Source organism: Candidatus Eremiobacterota bacterium (genome assembly GCA_031082125.1).
GTDB lineage: Bacteria > Vulcanimicrobiota > CADAWZ01 > CADAWZ01 > Ess09-12 > Ess09-12.
This window is the reverse complement of the sequence record JAVHLM010000001.1, coordinates 365,808-383,830: the sequence shown is the minus strand read 5'-3', so window position 1 is coordinate 383,830 and position 18,023 is coordinate 365,808. Positions and strand designations below refer to the sequence as shown.

Genomic DNA, 18,023 nt, shown 5'->3' with positions numbered 1-18,023 from the left:
AATCCCTGGTGGTGATGTGGAGCGGGCCTCAGTAGAGCCCGAGGAGAAGGGGAAAAAATGAAAGGATGCCGTCATAGGGTCATATATTGGCCCGAAATCCCTGGTGGTGATGTGGAGCGGGCCTCAGTAGAGCCCGAGGAGAAGGGGAAAGGTGGGATGGCCGCCGTAGATGATGGTGGTCTCAAGAGGAAAGAGGTCCTTCACGAGCCCTGTGATGTCATCAATACCGGGGATGGCATCGGCTCCTGTCACCACGGTAAGCTTTTCCCTGGTGCCTGTGATGCGGTGAGCGGCGATCCCGGCGAGAAGCCTCCTGATATTGCCTTCAATGACAAGAGGCTCCCCCTCTGCCATGGCAACCCAGTCGCCCTGATTTATTATCGTTGCCCCTATGGTCCTTTCCTGGCGGGCTCTGAATATCTCCACTGAAAGACAGAGGTCCTTGTGCTCCTCATGGCAGGCCTTCAGATCGTCAATTCCCATTGACGGATCATAAAAGTCAAGGAATGCAAGTCCCTGCACCAGGTCTTTAACAGGAAGGACCAGGACGGTGCGGTCCAGCATGCCTGCCGCAATTTCGCAGCATGAGATGCAGTTTGCATTGTTGGGAAGAAGGAGAATGTCCCTTGAAGGGATCCGTTCAAGCACTTCCACTACTTCCTTGACACTGGGATTCATGGTACGGCCCCCATTGATCACATAGGCTCCCGCGCTTTCAAAGACGTCAATAAGCCCGCTTCCCGTCACTATCGCCGCCAGTGCCGTCCTGAGGCTCTCAAATCGGGGAGAAATCATGTCTCGGTGGGCGTTCATCTCATCCATCAGGAACATTTTCTTATGCTGGCGAAGCATGTCATCGCGTTTTTCCCTTATGATAGCTCCTGCTGAGGCGACAAGCCCCCTTACGGTATCGGGGGCGTTAGTGTGAAGGTGGATTTTCAGGAAGCCCGGAGATGACGCCACTGCAAGGGAGTTCCCGAGACCCTCCAGCGCTTCCGTGAGCTCCTCAAAGCTTTCCTCCTGAGTTTCAACGATAAACTCCGTGCAATAACGGTATTCAAGGTCCTCCATGCGGAATCCCGTTCTTATCTCTGAAGCCATGCGGTCTTTTTTCATGCGCTCATGGTTTTCAAAGCGGGCAGCCCTCAGCATCCCCTCCAGCAGGTATACAAATCCCTGTCCCCCGGCGTCCAGGACCTGGCTCTCTTTCAGGATGGGGAGCAGATCACGCGATTCAACAAGGGCATGTCTTGCAATCTGGTGGACCTGCTCGAGGGCGGGGAGGAGTTCCTCCCTGGCGAACCGGCGGTTTTCAAGCTCTTCGGCGAGGACGCGTATCACCGTGAGAATAGTTCCCTCCTTGGGGTCGGAGACTGCCTTGTATGCCCGGTCCGCGGCGCTGCGGAAAGCAGGCGCCAGGTCGCCGGCGGTAAGGAAATCCTGGCCTTTGAAATACTTTCCAAAGCCTCCAAGTATCTGGGAGAGGATGACGCCCGAATTGCCGCGGGCTCCCAGCAGGGCTCCCTTCGCAATTGCGGCCAGGAAGCTTCCCAGCGAGCCATCACCTGCAAGCCTGAATGCCGAGACGGCGCCTCTCAGCGTCAGATACATGTTGGTTCCCGTGTCACCGTCGGGGACAGGGTAAACGTTGAGCCTGTTGAGGTGCTCGCGGTGGCATGCCACCCATTGCACTCCCCCGAGGAAGAGCTTCCGGAACAGCTCGCTGTCGCACTGCACTATTTCCATAGTGCTATTATTTTCCGGAAGGCCAGGCGAGTTCCTCCCATGAACCGGGGAATCAGATTCTTCCCAGGACTGCCCAAGGGGACAGGAGGGAAGACACCTTGCCTGGAATAATTGGATAACGGGTTTTGGCGCAGAGAAGGGGAATCCTGTTGCCGGAATGGAGTCGGAGGTGCAATGAAAAAGTGCTGCCCTGTCTGCCGAAAAGCGGGTGACACCTGCGGGGACTACTGCAGGTGCGGAGCGTTGCCGGGGCCGGGCGGGACCGTCTATGACGTTGAGCTGTCCGAATGCCCGGGCGATGAGAGCAGGGCCCCGGATCCCGGCCCCACGATAATAGCCGAAAATGTGTGCCGCGAGGATATTGAGGATATAAAAAAAGTTTTTCACGAGAGCGGTGCCTCCATATCCCTTGTCCCCCATGATGGAAACCTCCCTGGTGTCGCGTCCCGGGAGCTGCTCATGAGGAACATCCGGAAGCTCAGCCAGGCTGACACCCGCAAAGGCGAGCGAAACCATGAGAACCTTTTCAGGGCGGCCCTTTTCGTGCTCCTTGCCCTGGTGGTGATCGTTTCGGGGAAGACCATGTCCCTTGAAGGATCTGAGGTGCACAGAGCTGTCATGAAAGGCGATCTTGACAAGGTGCGGGCATATATTGCCCGTGATCCCCGGCTTGTGAACCTGAAGGACCGGCAGGGGAGGACGCCTCTTCACTATATCGGCCAGGGCAGAAGCAGGGAAATGGCGGAGCTGCTGATCTCCCATGGGGCAGATACCAATGCGAGGGACTCGGCGGGATGCACTCCTCTTGCCCTTGTCCTGAAGCAGAGTGACAGGGCCATGGCCGAATACCTCCGGCTCAATGGGGCCCGGGAATAGGGGGACCCCCCGCCGAGAAGGGCTTCACGTCGATACCTTCTGCCTCGAGGGCATCTCTCACGGCATGCGCCAGTGCCGGAGCATCAGGAGTGTCGCCATGGATGCAGATCGTCCCGGCTTCAAGAGGCACGGGAATCCCCTCGCATGAGAGCACGAACTTATCCCTGACAAGACGCACCACCCTCTCGCGGAGTGCCTTCTGATCGTGTATCACCGCGCCGGGAAGGGAGCGGGGGAGGAGGAGACCGTCGGCCCTGTAAGCCCTGTCGGCAAAGAACTCCTCTACAAAGGGGATACCGGCCTCGCGGGCCGCGACCGTCATCTTGCTTTTTGCCTGGCAGATCAGAAAGAGGCTCCTGTCAATCTCTGCAACGGCTTCGGCGATTGCCCTTGCTGCCTCCATATCCATGGCAGCCCTGTTGTAGAGTGCCCCATGGGGCTTCACGTGGCTGAGCCTGATGCCTGAGATCATGCAGAATCCCATGAGAGCCCCTACCTGGTATATCACCGATGCCTTGATCTCTTCCGGCGAGAGAGATATCTCGCGGCGCCCGAACCCTGCGAGGTCAGGGTACGAGGGGTGGGCTCCCAGGGCCACGGAAAATTCGCGGGCACGCTTCACTATACGCATCATGGTGAGTGGATCGGAGGCATGAAAACCGCAGGCCACGTTAATGGAAGTCACATAAGGGAGGAGCTCTTCATCCCTGCCGAGAGTATAGACGCCAAACCCTTCCCCCATGTCACAGTTAAGATCAATTTCCATGAGGTGTTCCTCCCGAGAGAAGATGTTCTATCTCATCATAGGCTTCCTGCTCTTCCCTGAGGGCAGCCACAGCTTCTTCTTCGCTGCATTGCAGGAACCGGATGGTGTCCCCCGGCGCTGCCTGGGCTATTATCCTGAGATCGGCGCCTATGACGGTGGCGATTTTTGTGTAGCCTCCCGTAGTCTGGCAGTCTGCCATGAGGATGATGGGCATACCGTCGCCGGGAACCTGGACCGAGCCAATGCTTGAGGGCTCCGAGATGATATCGGCACCATTTTTATGGGCAAGGCGGGGGCCCCTTAGGCGGTATCCCATCCTGTCCGATGCAGAAGAGACCTCATAAGGCTCCGAGAAGAAAGTCTGCAGAGCCTCATCGGTGAAAGAGGCCTCGTGAGGCCCTGCGAGGGCCCGCACGGTCTTGACCTCGGGGATCGGCGGCACAAGATCGGGGAGGAGCACCGAAGGTGCCGCGGCGCCTTTTACAAGGGAGCCGAGAAAAAGCCTGTCCCCCGGTATCAGGGCTCTCCCCTCATGGCCCCCCAGGGCTCCCCTTGCATAGGTGGAGCGGCTTCCCATCACGACAGGCACCTCCAGGCCGCCCCTTAGGGCCAGGTAGAGCCTCAGGCCCTGCTGAGCCCGGCCGATCCTGACCTCGCTCCTGGAGGAGACAAAAAAAGATGACCAGCAGGGCATGGGCTTCCCGTCGAGAGTGACGGCCGCCGTTGCGCCGCAGAGAGAAACAAGGTTATCACAGTTGAAAGAGAGCCTGGGGCCCTGGAAGACGGCCTCGAGCACCGCAGCGTTCCGGTCGTTTCCCACAAGGAGGTTGGCTGCCGTAAATGCGAAACGGTCCATTGCCCCTGCCACGGGCATGCCGAAGGCGCGGTACCCCCATCGGCCCCGGTCCTGAACGGTAGTGAAAGTGCCGCCATGAAGTACTGATATCAAGGCTTTCCCCCTCTGTCCTGAGCGATCTCAATGAATGAGTCAATCGAAGAGCCTTCCCTTGCCCCTGAGGTGAGTTCAAGGTATTCTTCGCGGGTGACGGCCATGAACCTTACCTCATCGCCGGGAGAGAAGAGGAAGGGAGAGATCCTTATCGGGTCGTAGATTGCAAGGGGCGTATGGCCTATGAGACGCCACCCGCCAGGGCTTTTCACGGGGTAAATCCCTGTCTGCTGCCCCGCGATGCCTATGGTGCCGGCCGCTATCTCGGTGCGGGGATTCTCCAGGCGGGGCACGGCAATCTTTTCCGGCACCGTCCCCAGGTAGGGAAATCCCGGCGTGAAGCCAAGCATATAGACCCGGTAGGGCACCGAGGAGTGAAGCGCAATCACCTCTTCTGTGCTGAGGCCGCATATCTCTGCCACCTGGCCGAGATCAGGCCCTCTTTCACCTCCATAAAGAACAGGAACTTTGATGGTCCTTGACGGCTCCTCCCAGGGGCCTTCATCACCCAGGGCACCCATGGAGGAGAGGATTTCGGCTTCAAGGGAGCGCCTTGAGATCTCAAGGGGATTAAAATGGACCAGCAGCGACGAGTAGGCAGGAACAAGCTGAAGGGAGGGCAGGTCGTCTCTCCTTAAGAGCGACTGCGCCAGGCGGTGGACCCTCCTGTTTATAGCGGGATCAATGGCAGAGCCAAGAACGACATTGGTTCCGCTCTCGCCGGAGTGAAAGAACCTGATGCCTGAAGTATCCATACTCCCGTCATATTCGAGGAGCAGGGGAAAATCCCTCGCAGGGCCTCTCGAGCGGCACCGGGATGGCCCAGGCCCTCGGCGCCTCTCCCCCCCAGGTGGCCCTGCTCCTGCTCCGGGAAGGGCGCTTCTCCAACATGGCAGCGGTGATGGCCGCCTTCGGAGCGGTAATTTCCGAGGTAGGCGCCGTGCTTATGGTGGGGGGCGACATCAGGGGGGAGACCCTTGTGATACTCGGCGCCAACGGCGCAGGAAAGAGCAGCCTTCTCAGGGTGGCGGGAGCCCTGGAGCAATGGAGTGAAGGGAGCCTTCTCTGGAAGGGCCGCCCGGTCTTATCGCTTGATCCCCCCTCCTGTGAGGTGCTCCGGGGTGAATTGAGGCGCATTATGAGAGAGAAAGGCATTACCTCCCTTTATGTGACTCGCGAGAGGGATGAGGCCCTCGAGCTTGCCGACCGGGTGGCCGTGATGGCACGGGGGAAAATCTCCCGGCCAGCAGGATTTACCTGTGCCGCGAATGCCAGATAGGGACAAATCCAAACGCTGTCTTGGAGAATTTCCCCCGCCCTCTTGAAATGACGTGTCATTTTTCGGTAGAGATAAGAGAACTCTCTGAGAAACAGTCTGACATACATACTGCAAAAGAAGATTCGGAGTGCAAAAAACAAGATAGCCGCATTGGAGCGAGGGATAGGAAAATTTGTCGCCAATGGGGGAAGTGGGAAAGCTTATAAAGATGAAAGAAAGAATCCCTTTATCCTGAAAAAAGCTGCATTGAAGAGAATGAAAACCCGCCTTCAAAAACTCAAAGAGGAACACAAGAAGTGTCCTGCGAAGATATTACCCACAGAAATCGGCAAGGATTCTCATACAGTCATTCCTCACGAAGGCAAGCTTATTCTGGACGCGATGAAGCTTGTGGTATACAATGCCGAAGAGTGGCTACTGGAACTGATGCAATCCTGTTACAAAGACTGGCGCGATCCCACGACGGTGTTGCAATGATGTTGCAACAGAAGGGTGATATAATAGCAAAGGGCGGTGTAATTAAAGTGACACTGCGCAGGTTTGGCAATCCCTCGTATCAAAGGGCAGCAAGGGGATTATGCGAAGAATTAAACAAACTTGAGGCACGATCCTGGGATGGGAAGTGGAGGTTTGAATACGAGGTGGCCGATCGATAAATGCACAGCCGACTGATAGTCCCGAAAAGGCCATTTCCCGATCTTTGATGTTTGTCACAAACTGGAATGATGTGCAGGGAAAGGAGGCGACCCTTGAGACACGATATGAGTAGATGGAGCTGATTTAATTTTTCGGGAGGTTGATCTGTTGAAGGAAGATGCGCAACTCCGCTCAATGTCTCAAAACAGGATGCCGGCCGAAAAGAATAAGGCGGCCCTGCAGTGAATTGAGGAATGGCTTTCTGATGAATCCGGCCATGATGAAAAAAGGTGGCCGGAAATACAAAGCTTCCCTGAAGAGAATCGTCTCTCTTCGAGGAAAAGATTCGATGCACAGGGGAGGTGGAACATGGAAAGCATAAGACTCAATGAAGAACTGCGTATGCGTATAGAGCAGGCGGTGGGTTATTTGATCAAGATCGGAGCGAAAGAGATTTACCTGTTTGGCTCGATGGCTCACGGCAGAGATCGTGATAATTCAGATATCGACTTGGCCGTGTCGGGCATCCCCCCTGAAAAGTTTTTCAAGGTCCTGGGGGAAGTCGGTGATATCCTTCGCCACCCTTTTGATTTAATTGACCTTGATGAAACAAATTCCTTCACGCGCTATCTCAGGGAGGAAGGAGAGCTCAGACGTGTGGGATAAGCTAAGGAAGCAGATACGGATTGAGATTGAGCAATTGCATAATCTCATTGAAACGCACCGTTCACTCATAGAGAAATGCCGGGAGACTCCACCGTCGGCAATAGAGCTATCAGCGCTGGCGGCGATGCTGCATTCTTTCTATACCGGAATTGAGAACCTTTTCAAGCGGGTGGCTATAGAGATTGATGAGGGGCCGCCCCACGGTGAAGCGTGGCATCGACAACTTCTTGATGCAATGGCCACTCTGACGCAGAACCGTCCCGCAGTGCTCTCTGCACCACTCAGGGAATTACTGCGTGAGTATCTCGAATTTCGCCATGTATTTCGCCATGCCTATACCTTTGATCTTTGCTGGACTAAAATGGCGCATCTTGTTTTGGAATGCGAAAACGTGCTGAATCAACTGGAACAGGAGATAAACGGCTTTATCGGTATGGATGAATCAGAAAGAAAGTTGAATTAAATGGCACGCTCCATAAAGAAATCCAAATCGGTATCACAGGGCACGTGTGCATTATGTGGATCCGCCTTCAGTAATGCGGCAATTCTGGAACATCTCAAGGAATGCAGAAAAAGGAAAAATCTGGAGAAGACAGAGAGTTTCCATATCATGGTGGAGGATCGTTATATTCCCGAATACTGGTTACATCTGGAAATTTCTCAGGATGCAAAGCTGAAGGCACTGGACAAGTATCTTAGAGATATCTGGCTTGAGTGCTGCTGACATTTAAGCGCCTTCACCATAGGAAAGAAGCAGTATGAATCTGGCAGTAGGCTGGGTGAGAGAATCGGTGATGTACTTCGTCCTGCACTGAGATTCTATCATGAATATGATTTTGGCTCCACAACCGAGCTTACCCTGGAAGTTCTTGCCGACTGGCAAGACAAGATAAAAGGCATGCCCGTCATTCTGCTGGCAAGGAATGAGCCACTGAAGTTTCACTGCGTAGCCTGTGGAAAGCCTTCCACCTCCTGTGCTCTGAATGCTCCTGTTCAGAAGACGCGTGGTTCTGCGACAAGTGTGCCGGAGACCACGAATGCGGCGAAGATATGATGCTGCCTGTCGTCAATTCGCCGCGCATGGGAGTATGCGGATACTCAGGATAAGGCAGTTTCATGGAGAGGATCAAAAAGATATTCGCAGGATTGGAGTGATTCTCTATGGCTCTCAAGCCTTGGCGTGAAGTGATTATGCCTCATCGCGACGTGGCAAAGGGGAAATATCAGCAGGCAGAGTTTGCGGCCGATCTCTCACAGGTGGTGCAGCTCAAAGACCGCCTCTGATCTTGTCCCCGATGAAAGGATATTTTCCTATAAACTCAGAGAGTTGGAGGCTCATCGCTCAGAAAATGGCTGGACTCACTGCACACAAATCTAAAATAATGTCACTTCCACCATGGTGCCCTCCTCGAGGAGTTCCACCAGGGGCGGGATCTCTATATAGCCGTCAGCGAGGGCAAGGCTGGTGATTGACGAGGAGGTCTTGAATGCCGGCTCCGCCTGGCCGCCGGCAGTCTTCACCGTGAGGAACTGGTGTCTCCCCAGGGTGGAGACTACTCTCCTCGCGAGGGGAAGAGCCACCTTCCGCGGCTCATAGGCAGGGAGGCCCGCCATGGCCCTCACGAGGGGGATCAGCATGATGTAGGCGTTTGAGAGGCACGAGGCAGGGTTTCCCGGCATGCCGAAAATGAGGGTGGCACCGGTTTTCCCCAGCAGCGTCGGCTTCCCCGGCTTCACGGCAATGCCGTGGAAAAGGACTTTTCCAAGCCTGCTCATCGCTTCGGCGAGCAGGTCTTTCTCCCCCACGGAGCTTCCTCCCGCTATGATGATGATATGGAAATCCCTGAAAGCCCTTATCGCCTCCTCAAGTTTCCCGGCATCGTCTTCCACCACGTGCCCGGAGAGGATCACCTCGGCGCCATGGGCTTCCAGCAGGGCCTTGAGGGTCGAGGAGTTGATATCGTATATCTGCCCCTTACCAAGGGGCCCTCCCGGCGGGACCACCTCGTTGCCTGTGGGTATCACCGCCACGCGGGGGCGGCAGAAGACGCAGGCTGTGAGGGCGCCCAGTGCCGCCAGCACGCCAATTTTTGCCGGTGACAGGAAGTCGCCCCTTCTGAGCACCGCCTGTCCCTCTTTTATGTCCTCTCCTGCCGGCGAGATATGCTGGCGGGGATACACGGGCTTATGGACCAGAATAAGGTCACCGCGGCACTCAGTGTGCTCGACCATGACTACAGCATCGGCGCCCCGGGGGACCATGGCCCCTGTGGCTATCTGGGAGCATTCTCCCCTGCCGATTTCCCTGGAAGGCGCTGAGCCGGCGTGGATTTTCTCCAGGCACCTGAGGCTCACGGCGTTGAATTCTCCCGCGCCGAAGGTGTCCTCGCTTCTTACGGCATAGCCATCCATTGCGGCGCGGTCGAAGGAGGGTATGGGCAGGGGTGCCGTGATATCGGCAGCGAGGACTCTCCCGGAAGCCCCGGCAAGAGAGATCTCCTCTTTCTCTGCGACAGGTGCGGTGTGCTCGCGGCAGATGCCGAGGGCTTCCTCCAGTGATATGAGCGTGCCAATCGGCTTCATTGCATCTGGCTCCCCTTTAACGCTTCAAAGGCCATGTGGGAAAGCTCGGGAAGGATGAGCCTTTCCATGGCGAGCCTTGCTGCATGGGGTGAGCCGGGGATCGCAATGACAATGAGCCTTCCTATGAGGCCTGCCGTCGCCCTGCTCATCATGGCACGGGTGCCTATCTCCTGGAAGCTCAGGTGCCTGAATAATTCGCCGAAGCCGTCGATTTTCTTTTCCAGGAGCTTCTCGACGATGTCAACGGTCACGTCACGGGGAGAGATGCCTGTCCCTCCTGTCAGGATGAGGACTTCAGCCTTCTCTGCGCTGGCCACGCTGAAAATGAAGCTCTCTATGCTGCCCCTTATATTCTTCAGGAGATGGCGGCTCGTGATGATATGGTCTTTTTCCCCGAGCAGATCAATGATTATCCTTCCTGATTCGTCATCTTCCAGGGTTCTCGTGTCACTCACCGTTGCCACCGTGACCTTTACCTGGCGGCAGGCCTCTTTTCCATGCGGTTCCATGCTCATGGGCTCTCCTTTTCCTCAGAATCCCTGCACCTCATAATGCCGCCCCTCTCGCGGCTCCTAAGCCTTGGCTCCCAGCCATTTCCTTATTGCCCTGGCCTTTTTCATGAAGGCTTTCACCCGGCCGGGATCAACACCGTTTCGCCACAGTCCGTCATATTTGAAGTATGAGCCTACGATAAGAGCGTCAGCACGGCCGAGATATCTCTCCATATTCTCCAGGGTGATGCCCGATCCTACAAGCACAGGGATAGTGACGGCATCCTTGACGGCAGCGAGCTCCTCCATGTCGGTCTCGGCACCCGTTGAGACACCAGTCACTATAAGGCCGTCGCTGAGCTGAAACTGCGCGGCTCTTGCGGTTTCCGCTATGTCCACGTCGGAGGTGAGGGCATGGGAGCTGTGCTTCTTTTTGATGTCAGTGAGGACCAGCACTTTAGAGGCCCCGATCTGCCGCCTGTACCTCAGCAGATCGCCGGCACACCCGTCGATAATCCCTTCATCGGCCACGTGGGCGAAGACAAATCCCTCGGCCCTGATAAAATCAAGCTCCGCCGCCATCGCGCACGCCAGGGCCTCCCTGTTGGCGGCGGCTAGAATCTGAATGCCGCAGGGGAGTCCCGTCGATTTCCGGACCTCGTAGGCAATGACGGCCATGGCGGCTACGATCTCCGGTCCCACGCCCCCCTTGAGGTAAGGCACGTCGTGCATGTTTTCAAGGGCAAGCATGTCAATGCCGCTTTCACGGTAAATGCTCGCCTCCTCGAGGGCTTTCTTCAGGACCTCTCCAAGGGATGCCTGCGCCGGCGGCGTCCCCGGGAGTGCGTCGAGGTGGATCATGCCTATGATGGCCTTGGAATCCTTAAGAACAGTGTCACGCCCCATGGCGATCTCCCTTCCTGAGCCGGGACAAGGCGCAGGCAACAGCGCTTCCCACGGCGGCATTGTGCAGTATGAGGGCTTTGTTAGCTTCAAGAGAGCGCCCCCCCGTGAGGGCATGAAGCCTTTCCAGAAGGTATGGTGTCAACTGCTTGCCTTTCACCCCGCCCTGTGAGGCCTCAATGAGAGCCTTTTCAGTGGCATCCTGCAGCTCTCCGAAGGGTATCTCGTGCTCCGGGGGGATAGGGTTGGCAATCACTATTCCCCCTCTCAGGCCAAGATCCCACTGTGTCTTGATGATTCTGGCGGCCTCTTCGGCGGTGTCGGCCCTGCAGTCCACAGGGAGGCCGCTTGTGCGCGAATAGAATGAGGGGAACTCGTCGGTGCCAAAGCCGATGACCGGTACGCCCAGCGTTTCGAGCCTCTCGAGGGTAAGGGGCAGATCGAGGATGGATTTTGCCCCGGCACATACGACCGCAACGGGCGTGAGGGAGAGCTCGGTGAGATCGGCCGATATGTCGAAGCTCATTGCGGCGCCGCGGTGTACGCCGCCGATGCCTCCGGTGACAAAGAGGGAAATCCCTGCCATGGCGGCGCAGCACATTGTTGCCGAGACGGTCGTGGAGCCATGCCCCCCCCGTGAGACGAGAATCGCGATGTCCCGCCGGCTCGCCTTGCTTACCTCGCGGCACGCGGCAAGAAACTCAAGCTGCTCATCGCTGAGTCCGACACAGATCATTCCCCCGATAATGGCGATCGTTGCCGGATGAGCCCCTCCCCGCCGGACCTCTTCCTCTACAGCCCGCGCTGTCGCCACGTTGTGGGGATAAGGCATGCCGTGGGAGATAATAGTGGATTCGAGGGCCACGACAGGTGCCCCTTCACGGAGCGCTTCCGCCACTCCGGGGTGGACCAGGAGGGGGTGGTTCTCATTGCTCATTGGGGAAGAAGTCTTTCATGATTGATTCAAGCAGGGAACTGCTGAGTGAGGGATGGACTGATTTATAGACCTGGAGCGTGGCAATCGCCGCTGCCATGCCGTATGATATTGCCCTGTCAATCGGGATGCCCTCCAGTATGGCCCAGATGACTCCCGCAGCGAAGGCATCGCCTGCACCGGTCACATCTTTGGTAGTCACTTCCCTGGAACGGCGGTGAAGGGCCTTCTCGCCGGCAAGCCACATGACTCCGTCAGAGCCAAGGGTGATGAAAAGATGCTCAAGGCCCTTTCTTATGAGCCTCCTGGCACCGTCTGTCATCTCAGGGTAGGAGAAGAGGGGCATGTCCAGCAGGGTTTCAAGCTCCTCCTTATTCGGCGAGAGGTACGTCACTTGCGCGATTCGCGAAAGGATTTTGGGCGCTTTGTCCGTTGAGGTGGGCTCAACCCAGAGGGGGACCCGCCGGGCTGAGCAGAAGTCGGCGATATATTCAATGGTGTGTTGCGGGATGTTGCAATCGGTCACCACGAGGGGAGCCTTGCCGAGGAGAGCTTCATAGGGCTCGAGGACCTCGGGGGTAATCCTGTCAAAAATGGCCATTGCGGAGATTCCTCCGTAGAGATCGCCATTTTCATCGAGGATTGCCTCGAATATGGCCGTATGCTCATCGGCATTTATTTCAATGAGCTTTGTGGCTATGCCATTTCTCCCGCACTCTTCAAGAATGCTGTGGCCTTCGGGATCATTGCCCACTATGGTGATGAAATGCGGTATTACGCCCAGCATAGCAAGGTTCTGGGCAATGTTGAAGCCCACGCCGCCAAAGCTTCTCTCAAGGCGCCCGATGGTTGAGGTGCGGGGCTTGAGTTTCGCGAAGGGCCTCCCTTTAAGATCGACTGATGCGCCGCCAATGATAACTGGTTGTTCCATTTAACACAGTATAGCAAAAAATCCTTGATTCCTCAAGAGGGTTCTCTTCCCGGGAGGATAAAGTTTATAAGGATAATAGATTTTTTCGGTAAAAATTTCTTTTCTGGGAGGCTGAATGAGTTCCCATGACCGGTCCTTGAAGAGCCGTGAAGTGGTGCAGAGCAAGAGGCTTCTTTTCCTTATTGCCGTCGTGCTTCTCATAACGGCGGTGGCCCTGTTCTTTATCATAATGAGGCTTTCCCGGTCAGGCAGCAAGATGCACAGCTCGGTGGTGAGCCTTGAGGCTGACAACGCCGAAAGAAAAATCAACGCTTTTTTCAGGCCTCTTCTTTCATGTCTTGCCATCACCAGGATGTGGGGTGAGGGAGGCGGCCTTCCTCTTAACGATGAAAAGGCGCTCACGGCAAGGTTTATCCCCATACTCATCCAGTATCCGGAGATCAATGCCCTCATAGTGGACGATTCTGACGGCAAAGGGTACGGGCTTTTCAGGGCCAGCGAAAAGTGGGTCTCGGGCCTGCGGGTGAATAAGGATGCTTCGACAGAATGGGTTTACCGTGACAGCACATCCAAGGTGATTGGCTCGGGAAAGAATGCCCCCGGAAACGGGGGAGACCTCGCGGCCATGATGAACATAGAGAGCGCTCATGCGGTGGATTACTATGACGGCGCCTATCACTGGATGGCGCCCTGCGTGGTTCCGGTCTCCAGTCTGCCCGGTATCACCTGCCTGTCGGGGTGGAAAAAGGGGGAGAAAGGGGGAATCGCCGCCTTTAACGTGGCGATTTCCCAGATCGCCACGCTCTTTTCCCCCCTCGACAGCGCGGTGGGAAAGAAAGTATTCATCCTTGCCAGCAGGGGAGAGATTATCGATCTTCTCCCGGACTGGGCAGCCACTCAGTCTTCAGGGGATGATCTCAAAAGAATTCTCTCTCTACGGGGGAAGGCCGACCCTGTCATCACTGCCACGGTGGCTGACTGGAAGGCCAGGGCAATGCCCCTCTCGGTGCCTTTAAAGCTCACCCTGGAGGGAAAGACCTGGTGGTATGATATAAGGAAAGTATCTTATGGAAGGGACGACCACTGGGTTGCCGTGGTGCTTCCCGAGGGGCCTCTTTTCACCGAGATGAAAAGCAGCACATTGCTCCTTATATTCATATCCATCACGGTCTGTCTGGTCGGCGGAGGATCGGTCATCGTCCTGGTGAGGAGGTACCGGGCGATCCTCGCGCACCTTGACAAGGAGAGGGAGTCACTTCCTGCAGGGGAGGAGGAATATCTCTCCCTTATTAAAAAGGGGGAGAGCTCGTCCCTGGAGTTCAAATCCTCACTGCGCTGGGATGTGAAGAATGCCTGCAAGGAGGCAAAACTCGAGGAGGTCATCCTGAAGTCCATAGGGGCCTTCAACAACTCGGAGGGCGGCATCCTTCTCATCGGGGTCAATGACGAGGGCGGAATCCTGGGTATTGAAGCCGATTACGGCACGCTGAAGGAGCCGGGAAAGGATTTCTTTGAGCTTCACCTCAGGAATCTGATAAATACAGAATACGGCATAGAATACGCGACCAAGTGCCTCGCCATCGGCTTCCCCATGATACAGGGTCGGGAGATATGCGCCATTCTGATAAAAAGAGGGGAGCGCCCCCTTTTTACCAGGATATCGGACAAGGGCGGCCAGAAGGTGGAAAAATTTTTCGTGCGCTCAGGAAATGCCTCAAGGGAAATCGCGCCGCTGTCCGAGCTTACCCGCTACCTTGCGGGGCGCTTTCCCATCAGTCAGAATGGAGGAGAAAAGCAATGAGCAGAAAGTACCGTGTCCTCGCCGCAATGGCCATAGCCCTGCTTTTTCTCTGCGCCTCATGCGAGCCGGTCTATATTCATGATGCCGTCCGGAGCGGCGACATGGCCAAAGTGAAAGCCATCATTGAGAAGAACCCCGATCTCGTCAACTCACCTGACGCGGAGGGCCTCACACCCCTCCACATGGCGGCAGAGAAAGGGAATCTCCCCATGGTGGAATTTCTCGTCGGTAAGGGAGCCGAAATCGGGGCAAAGGACAAGAAAGGGCAGACTGCCCTCTACCTTGCGGGAAAGCAGAATCATCTCGAGGTTGCGGAGTTCCTGAGGAAACAGGGAGCAAAGGAGTAGATTCCGCCGGTGGAGGAGAGAGCACCGGCGATGTCGTAGTATGGACAGACATCCAATGAAACGAGGTGCGCTCATGAAAAAGTATCTGTTCTGCCTTGCAGCGGCTTTGCTTCTCGCGGCATTCCTTGCTCCCTGCCCATGTGCCGCTGCCGGTGATGATGCCGAGACAAAGTCCGAGGTGCAGGCCCTCAACGATTTTCACATAATCATCTACCAGATATGGCATAAGTATTATCCGGAAAAAGACTATGAAAATCTGAAGAAAGCCCTTCCCGAGATAAAGACCCGCGCAGCCCTCGTTTACAAGGCGCAGCTCCCCGGCATCCTGAGAGACAGGAAGAAGGCCTGGGATGCCCAGGTGGAAAATCTCAAGGAATGCGTGAAAAAGTACGGCGAGGCTGCCTCGGGAAATGACAATGAAAAGCTGCTTGCCGCGGCGGAAAGCCTTCACAGCCAGTATGAAAAAATGGCGCGCGTCATAAAGCCCACCATCAAGGAAGTAGATGACTTCCATGTCGTGCTCTACAACATCTATCATAAGTATATCCCCGACTATAACTACAAAGCTCTCCAGAAAGCAGTTCCAGAGCTTGCAGAAAAAAAGGACCTCCTCATGAAGGCGTCGCTCCCGAAGCCCCGCAGGGAATCAAGTACCTATCCCGCAAGGGTAAAGAGCTTCGAGACGGCGCGCGAGGGGCTCTCAAAGGCCGTTGACGGGCTCTCCGAAGCCATCAAGACAGGCGATAAAAAGAAAATTACCGAAGCCGTTGAGAATGTCCACAAGGAGTACCTCAAGGTGCAGCAGGTTTTTGAGTGAGGGATCACGGAGTCATGAGTCGATAAAGGGATAGTCTCCCCCGGAGGAAATGGAGGAAGGGGGATTTTCCATAAGGCTCTCCATCTGCTCCAGCTTCTTCTCGAGCTCAATGAAGTCATTCTGGAAGGGATCGTTGAAGGAGAGGGTTCTCGAGGGAAGGAACGTGAGGGGCCAGAGGGTGCAGAATACGTTCCAGCCAATCTTCACCTTCGAGAGGTCTTTCAGCCTGAATGCCTCGGGATTCTCGGCGTCGAAGTGCATGCCATACCTCTTGATTAGCTCGCCCCTGATGAGTGCCCTTGTGTCCAGCGGGGGATCAATCGTGGCCCAGGCAATCTCCTCGGGCGTAAAGAGCCCCTCAACGAGCTCTGACCGTGCAAGCTGGTAGTAGTAGCCTTCATCGTCAAGCTGGTGGAACTTGAAGTCAGCCTTGGCTACTTCGTAATAGAGGCGCCAGCGCTTCACGAACTCTTCGTAAGAAAGCTCATTGAGCTCCAGAAAGCCCCTGAACTCGCTGAAGGATTTTTCGTCCAGGGCATTCTCGAGGAGCTCAAGGGTATAGAGCTCGCCGGGCCACTTGTCGGGACACTTCAGGGTGATCCAGGCGATCCAGTGGGCTATCTCGCCGATTTCACCAAGCGTTCCCCTTCCCCGGCAGATTTCCTCGATAAGGTCCTTCTTGGTGACCCAGTCTATCTTCTTGTAGAGAAGGTGGGGATTAATCTCGAGGCATGACAGCACATATTCCCATTTCTCCAGGAGATCCCTCAGGGCGTCATTCTGGAGCGCCGGGCCTGAAAAATGCTCTTTCGCCCTGGCGAGATACTTCCTCTGGATTTCCAGGGCCGTTGCTTTCTCTCCACTGACGAGCTCGAGCTTTTCCCTGAGAGAGGTGTCGCATGCCACGACCTTCAGGGCATCAAGGGGATCCCTGAGCCTGACCTCCTCAAAGGTGACGCCATCCTCTATCATCTCGATGATGAGGCCCGTGATGCCAAGCTTGAGATAGACGCCGATGGATGACATATTGGTGTCGCTGAAAAGGAGGTGCATGCGCTTTTTGCGCCTGAAGGCCGAGAGAGGCTCCAGGAAGCAGTCCCTGAGATCGATGAGGGGCCTTATCTCGTCATCAAAAAATATTCTCGCCACGGCCTTCATGGCCATGGCGCGCTGGGAGATCTGGAAGAGGGAGCGGTACTCCCCGCTCTCCTTCGAGGGAATCTCCTTTACCTCAGGGAGGGTTATTTTCCCTGATCCCGAGAAAAGGGTCCTCGTGCAGAGGAAAGGCACGAGATCCTGCTGGTAGCGGTGGAAAACAAAGGGCGAGATGACAAGGGAATAGAGCTGCACGAGGGGATAGAAAAGGATATAGGAGAAGTCCCCCTGGACCTTGACAAAGTAGCTTGTAAAGCACTCTTCGCTTCCCAGGATTTTCTGCGCAAAATCGGCGAGCTTCTCACCCTTTTCCTCCATGCCCTTCAGGCCGGAGAAAAATGACACGAGGAGCCCCGAGCCGAATGAAAAGCCGGCCGTGATGAGGAACATGATGATGAGGGGGATGTAGGAGACAAGGGTGAGAATTCCATAGGCGGCGTAAAAGAGAGGCGCTGCCAGCAGGATGACAAACCTGCCGGCAAATGGCATGTTATCTTCGACAAGGTAGTTTTCGTGGGAGCTGATATATTTTCCCGAGGCGTCCCTGTTACTCTTGCCGATAATGATCTTTCCCTGGAAGGGGCCTGAAGAGTCCTCTTTCAGAGGGGTGAACATTCTGAGCATGTCAAGGATGATCAGCATCATAAGGGCAGGCAATGCGAAGAGGTGCATCCAGGAAAGCCCTGTAAAGAGCATATGAAAGAGCACTATCACGAAGGCGGCCATCAGGAGTGGGCCGAAAGAGAATTTGCTCTCGTCAAGGGACAGCTGCTCTCCTGAGGTGCCAAGGCCGCCGGGATCGTCATTCACTTTCTTTATCATGTCCCTCAGCAGCTCGGTCTGCGCCTCGTGGTAGCGCGCCGCCTCCCTGGCCGTGCGGCATTCGGGGGTAGCCATCTCGACGAGGCCGTCAAGAAAACGGGAATGGAGGGCCTCATAGTTGAAGAGCCCTCCATTCTGCATGAAGATTCCCTTTTTCCTGTAAGCTCCCGGGAGCACCTTGAGCCTCAGGCTGATGAGGCGCTCAAGGGCGTCATATATCCTGAGCCGTCTTACCTTCCCGGAGTCTCCCTTGTCGTCTGAGATGATGAGGGCGAATTCTGTCTCGTAGCCATAAATTCTCTCGTTCACCGCCGCGCTCAC

Annotated in this window: 20 protein-coding genes; 10 read left to right on the top strand and 10 right to left on the bottom strand. The window is 55.8% G+C overall.

Translation table 11 applies throughout. The annotated features are described in order from the left end of the window. Positions 1–123: 123 nt before the first annotated feature. Positions 124–1,746, bottom strand: a complete 1,623-nt coding sequence (locus tag RDV48_01525; protein ID MDQ7821453.1) for a DAK2 domain-containing protein — start codon at positions 1,744–1,746, stop codon at positions 124–126. A gap of 174 nt (positions 1,747–1,920) precedes the next feature. Here RDV48_01525 and RDV48_01520 point away from each other — a divergent pair, with 174 nt between their 5' ends. Further along, on the top strand, positions 1,921–2,622 hold the full coding sequence (locus RDV48_01520) for an ankyrin repeat domain-containing protein (protein ID MDQ7821452.1): 702 nt from the start codon (positions 1,921–1,923) through the stop codon (positions 2,620–2,622). Here the strand turns inward: RDV48_01520 and RDV48_01515 are convergent. The 3 genes from RDV48_01515 to pxpB are packed head-to-tail and all read right to left on the bottom strand — an operon-like array spanning position 2,603 to position 5,092. Then, positions 2,603–3,388, bottom strand: a complete 786-nt coding sequence (locus RDV48_01515) for a 5-oxoprolinase subunit PxpA (GenBank protein ID MDQ7821451.1) — start codon at positions 3,386–3,388, stop codon at positions 2,603–2,605. The genes RDV48_01520 and RDV48_01515 overlap by 20 nt on opposite strands. Beyond that, complete coding sequence (locus RDV48_01510) at positions 3,378–4,337, bottom strand: biotin-dependent carboxyltransferase family protein (GenBank protein MDQ7821450.1); 960 nt, start codon at positions 4,335–4,337, stop codon at positions 3,378–3,380. The genes RDV48_01515 and RDV48_01510 overlap by 11 nt, the downstream gene beginning before the upstream one ends. Next, entirely contained in the window at positions 4,334–5,092 is a 759-nt protein-coding gene (gene pxpB, locus RDV48_01505) for a 5-oxoprolinase subunit PxpB (GenBank protein ID MDQ7821449.1), read from the bottom strand. The genes RDV48_01510 and pxpB overlap by 4 nt, the downstream gene beginning before the upstream one ends. Positions 5,093–5,154: 62 nt before the next feature. Here pxpB and RDV48_01500 point away from each other — a divergent pair, with 62 nt between their 5' ends. The 6 genes from RDV48_01500 to RDV48_01475 all read left to right on the top strand — a co-directional run bounded on the left by RDV48_01500 (position 5,155) and on the right by RDV48_01475 (position 8,202). Continuing rightward, positions 5,155–5,616, top strand: coding sequence for an ATP-binding cassette domain-containing protein (locus tag RDV48_01500; GenBank protein MDQ7821448.1), 462 nt, complete (start codon positions 5,155–5,157; stop codon positions 5,614–5,616). A 150-nt stretch (positions 5,617–5,766) separates the two neighbouring features. Then, complete coding sequence (locus RDV48_01495; GenBank protein MDQ7821447.1) at positions 5,767–6,093, top strand: hypothetical protein; 327 nt, start codon at positions 5,767–5,769, stop codon at positions 6,091–6,093. 528 nt (positions 6,094–6,621) lie between these two features. Then, the gene (locus RDV48_01490) at positions 6,622–6,918 is read left to right on the top strand and encodes a nucleotidyltransferase domain-containing protein (protein MDQ7821446.1); all 297 of its coding nucleotides are present in this window, start codon (positions 6,622–6,624) and stop codon (positions 6,916–6,918) included. Next, a complete protein-coding gene (locus RDV48_01485; protein ID MDQ7821445.1) occupies positions 6,908–7,381 on the top strand; it encodes a hypothetical protein in 474 nt (157 codons plus the stop codon). The genes RDV48_01490 and RDV48_01485 overlap by 11 nt, the downstream gene beginning before the upstream one ends. After that, positions 7,382–7,642, top strand: a complete 261-nt coding sequence (locus RDV48_01480; GenBank protein MDQ7821444.1) for a hypothetical protein — start codon at positions 7,382–7,384, stop codon at positions 7,640–7,642. It begins immediately after the preceding gene. Between the two features lie 437 nt (positions 7,643–8,079). Next, on the top strand, positions 8,080–8,202 hold the full coding sequence (locus RDV48_01475; protein MDQ7821443.1) for a hypothetical protein: 123 nt from the start codon (positions 8,080–8,082) through the stop codon (positions 8,200–8,202). A 90-nt stretch (positions 8,203–8,292) separates the two neighbouring features. On the opposite strand, the gene RDV48_01470 is transcribed toward RDV48_01475, so the two are convergent. From RDV48_01470 to RDV48_01450, 5 genes are read right to left on the bottom strand one after another with little or no spacing between them, the layout of a single operon-like run. Next, entirely contained in the window at positions 8,293–9,501 is a 1,209-nt protein-coding gene (locus RDV48_01470; GenBank protein MDQ7821442.1) for a molybdopterin-binding protein, read from the bottom strand. Continuing rightward, positions 9,498–10,016 (bottom strand): molybdenum cofactor biosynthesis protein B, encoded by a 519-nt coding sequence (locus RDV48_01465; protein MDQ7821441.1) that lies wholly within the window; start codon positions 10,014–10,016, stop codon positions 9,498–9,500. The genes RDV48_01470 and RDV48_01465 overlap by 4 nt, the downstream gene beginning before the upstream one ends. A 57-nt stretch (positions 10,017–10,073) precedes the next feature. Continuing rightward, a complete protein-coding gene (locus tag RDV48_01460; protein ID MDQ7821440.1) occupies positions 10,074–10,898 on the bottom strand; it encodes a BtpA/SgcQ family protein in 825 nt (274 codons plus the stop codon). Next, positions 10,888–11,832, bottom strand: a complete 945-nt coding sequence (locus RDV48_01455) for a pseudouridine-5'-phosphate glycosidase (GenBank protein ID MDQ7821439.1) — start codon at positions 11,830–11,832, stop codon at positions 10,888–10,890. Before RDV48_01455 ends, RDV48_01460 begins: the two co-directional genes overlap by 11 nt. Continuing rightward, positions 11,822–12,760, bottom strand: coding sequence for a carbohydrate kinase family protein (locus RDV48_01450; protein MDQ7821438.1), 939 nt, complete (start codon positions 12,758–12,760; stop codon positions 11,822–11,824). The genes RDV48_01455 and RDV48_01450 overlap by 11 nt, the downstream gene beginning before the upstream one ends. 115 nt (positions 12,761–12,875) lie before the next feature. Between RDV48_01450 and RDV48_01445 the strand changes: the two genes are divergently transcribed. From RDV48_01445 to RDV48_01435, 3 genes are all read left to right on the top strand, one after another. Then, positions 12,876–14,561 (top strand): ATP-binding protein, encoded by a 1,686-nt coding sequence (locus tag RDV48_01445; protein MDQ7821437.1) that lies wholly within the window; start codon positions 12,876–12,878, stop codon positions 14,559–14,561. Continuing rightward, the gene (locus tag RDV48_01440; GenBank protein ID MDQ7821436.1) at positions 14,558–14,908 is read left to right on the top strand and encodes an ankyrin repeat domain-containing protein; all 351 of its coding nucleotides are present in this window, start codon (positions 14,558–14,560) and stop codon (positions 14,906–14,908) included. The genes RDV48_01445 and RDV48_01440 overlap by 4 nt, the downstream gene beginning before the upstream one ends. A gap of 73 nt (positions 14,909–14,981) precedes the next feature. Further along, positions 14,982–15,725 carry a hypothetical protein gene (locus tag RDV48_01435; GenBank protein MDQ7821435.1) on the top strand — a complete coding sequence of 248 codons (744 nt, stop codon included), beginning with the start codon at positions 14,982–14,984 and terminating at the stop codon, positions 15,723–15,725. A 12-nt stretch (positions 15,726–15,737) separates the two neighbouring features. Here the strand turns inward: RDV48_01435 and RDV48_01430 are convergent, their stop codons facing one another. Then, positions 15,738–18,011, bottom strand: a complete 2,274-nt coding sequence (locus RDV48_01430) for a proteasome accessory factor PafA2 family protein (protein ID MDQ7821434.1) — start codon at positions 18,009–18,011, stop codon at positions 15,738–15,740. Positions 18,012–18,023 lie beyond the last annotated feature (12 nt).

What these genes read in the sequence shown, in the direction of transcription:
- RDV48_01465 (MDQ7821441.1), bottom strand. Translation starts at nt 10,016, where the DNA reads ATGAGCATGGAACCGCATGGAAAAGAGGCCTGCCGCCAGGTAAAGGTC.
- RDV48_01450 (MDQ7821438.1), bottom strand. Translation starts at nt 12,760, where the DNA reads ATGGAACAACCAGTTATCATTGGCGGCGCATCAGTCGATCTTAAAGGG.
- RDV48_01480 (MDQ7821444.1), top strand. Translation starts at nt 7,382, where the DNA reads ATGGCACGCTCCATAAAGAAATCCAAATCGGTATCACAGGGCACGTGT.
- RDV48_01500 (MDQ7821448.1), top strand. Translation starts at nt 5,155, where the DNA reads ATGGCCCAGGCCCTCGGCGCCTCTCCCCCCCAGGTGGCCCTGCTCCTG.
- RDV48_01440 (MDQ7821436.1), top strand. Translation starts at nt 14,558, where the DNA reads ATGAGCAGAAAGTACCGTGTCCTCGCCGCAATGGCCATAGCCCTGCTT.
- RDV48_01445 (MDQ7821437.1), top strand. Translation starts at nt 12,876, where the DNA reads ATGAGTTCCCATGACCGGTCCTTGAAGAGCCGTGAAGTGGTGCAGAGC.
- RDV48_01460 (MDQ7821440.1), bottom strand. Translation starts at nt 10,898, where the DNA reads ATGGGGCGTGACACTGTTCTTAAGGATTCCAAGGCCATCATAGGCATG.
- RDV48_01475 (MDQ7821443.1), top strand. Translation starts at nt 8,080, where the DNA reads ATGGCTCTCAAGCCTTGGCGTGAAGTGATTATGCCTCATCGCGACGTG.
- RDV48_01525 (MDQ7821453.1), bottom strand. Translation starts at nt 1,746, where the DNA reads ATGGAAATAGTGCAGTGCGACAGCGAGCTGTTCCGGAAGCTCTTCCTC.
- RDV48_01515 (MDQ7821451.1), bottom strand. Translation starts at nt 3,388, where the DNA reads ATGGAAATTGATCTTAACTGTGACATGGGGGAAGGGTTTGGCGTCTAT.
- RDV48_01470 (MDQ7821442.1), bottom strand. Translation starts at nt 9,501, where the DNA reads ATGAAGCCGATTGGCACGCTCATATCACTGGAGGAAGCCCTCGGCATC.
- RDV48_01455 (MDQ7821439.1), bottom strand. Translation starts at nt 11,832, where the DNA reads ATGAGCAATGAGAACCACCCCCTCCTGGTCCACCCCGGAGTGGCGGAA.
- RDV48_01490 (MDQ7821446.1), top strand. Translation starts at nt 6,622, where the DNA reads ATGGAAAGCATAAGACTCAATGAAGAACTGCGTATGCGTATAGAGCAG.
- pxpB (MDQ7821449.1), bottom strand. Translation starts at nt 5,092, where the DNA reads ATGGATACTTCAGGCATCAGGTTCTTTCACTCCGGCGAGAGCGGAACC.
- RDV48_01435 (MDQ7821435.1), top strand. Translation starts at nt 14,982, where the DNA reads ATGAAAAAGTATCTGTTCTGCCTTGCAGCGGCTTTGCTTCTCGCGGCA.
- RDV48_01520 (MDQ7821452.1), top strand. Translation starts at nt 1,921, where the DNA reads ATGAAAAAGTGCTGCCCTGTCTGCCGAAAAGCGGGTGACACCTGCGGG.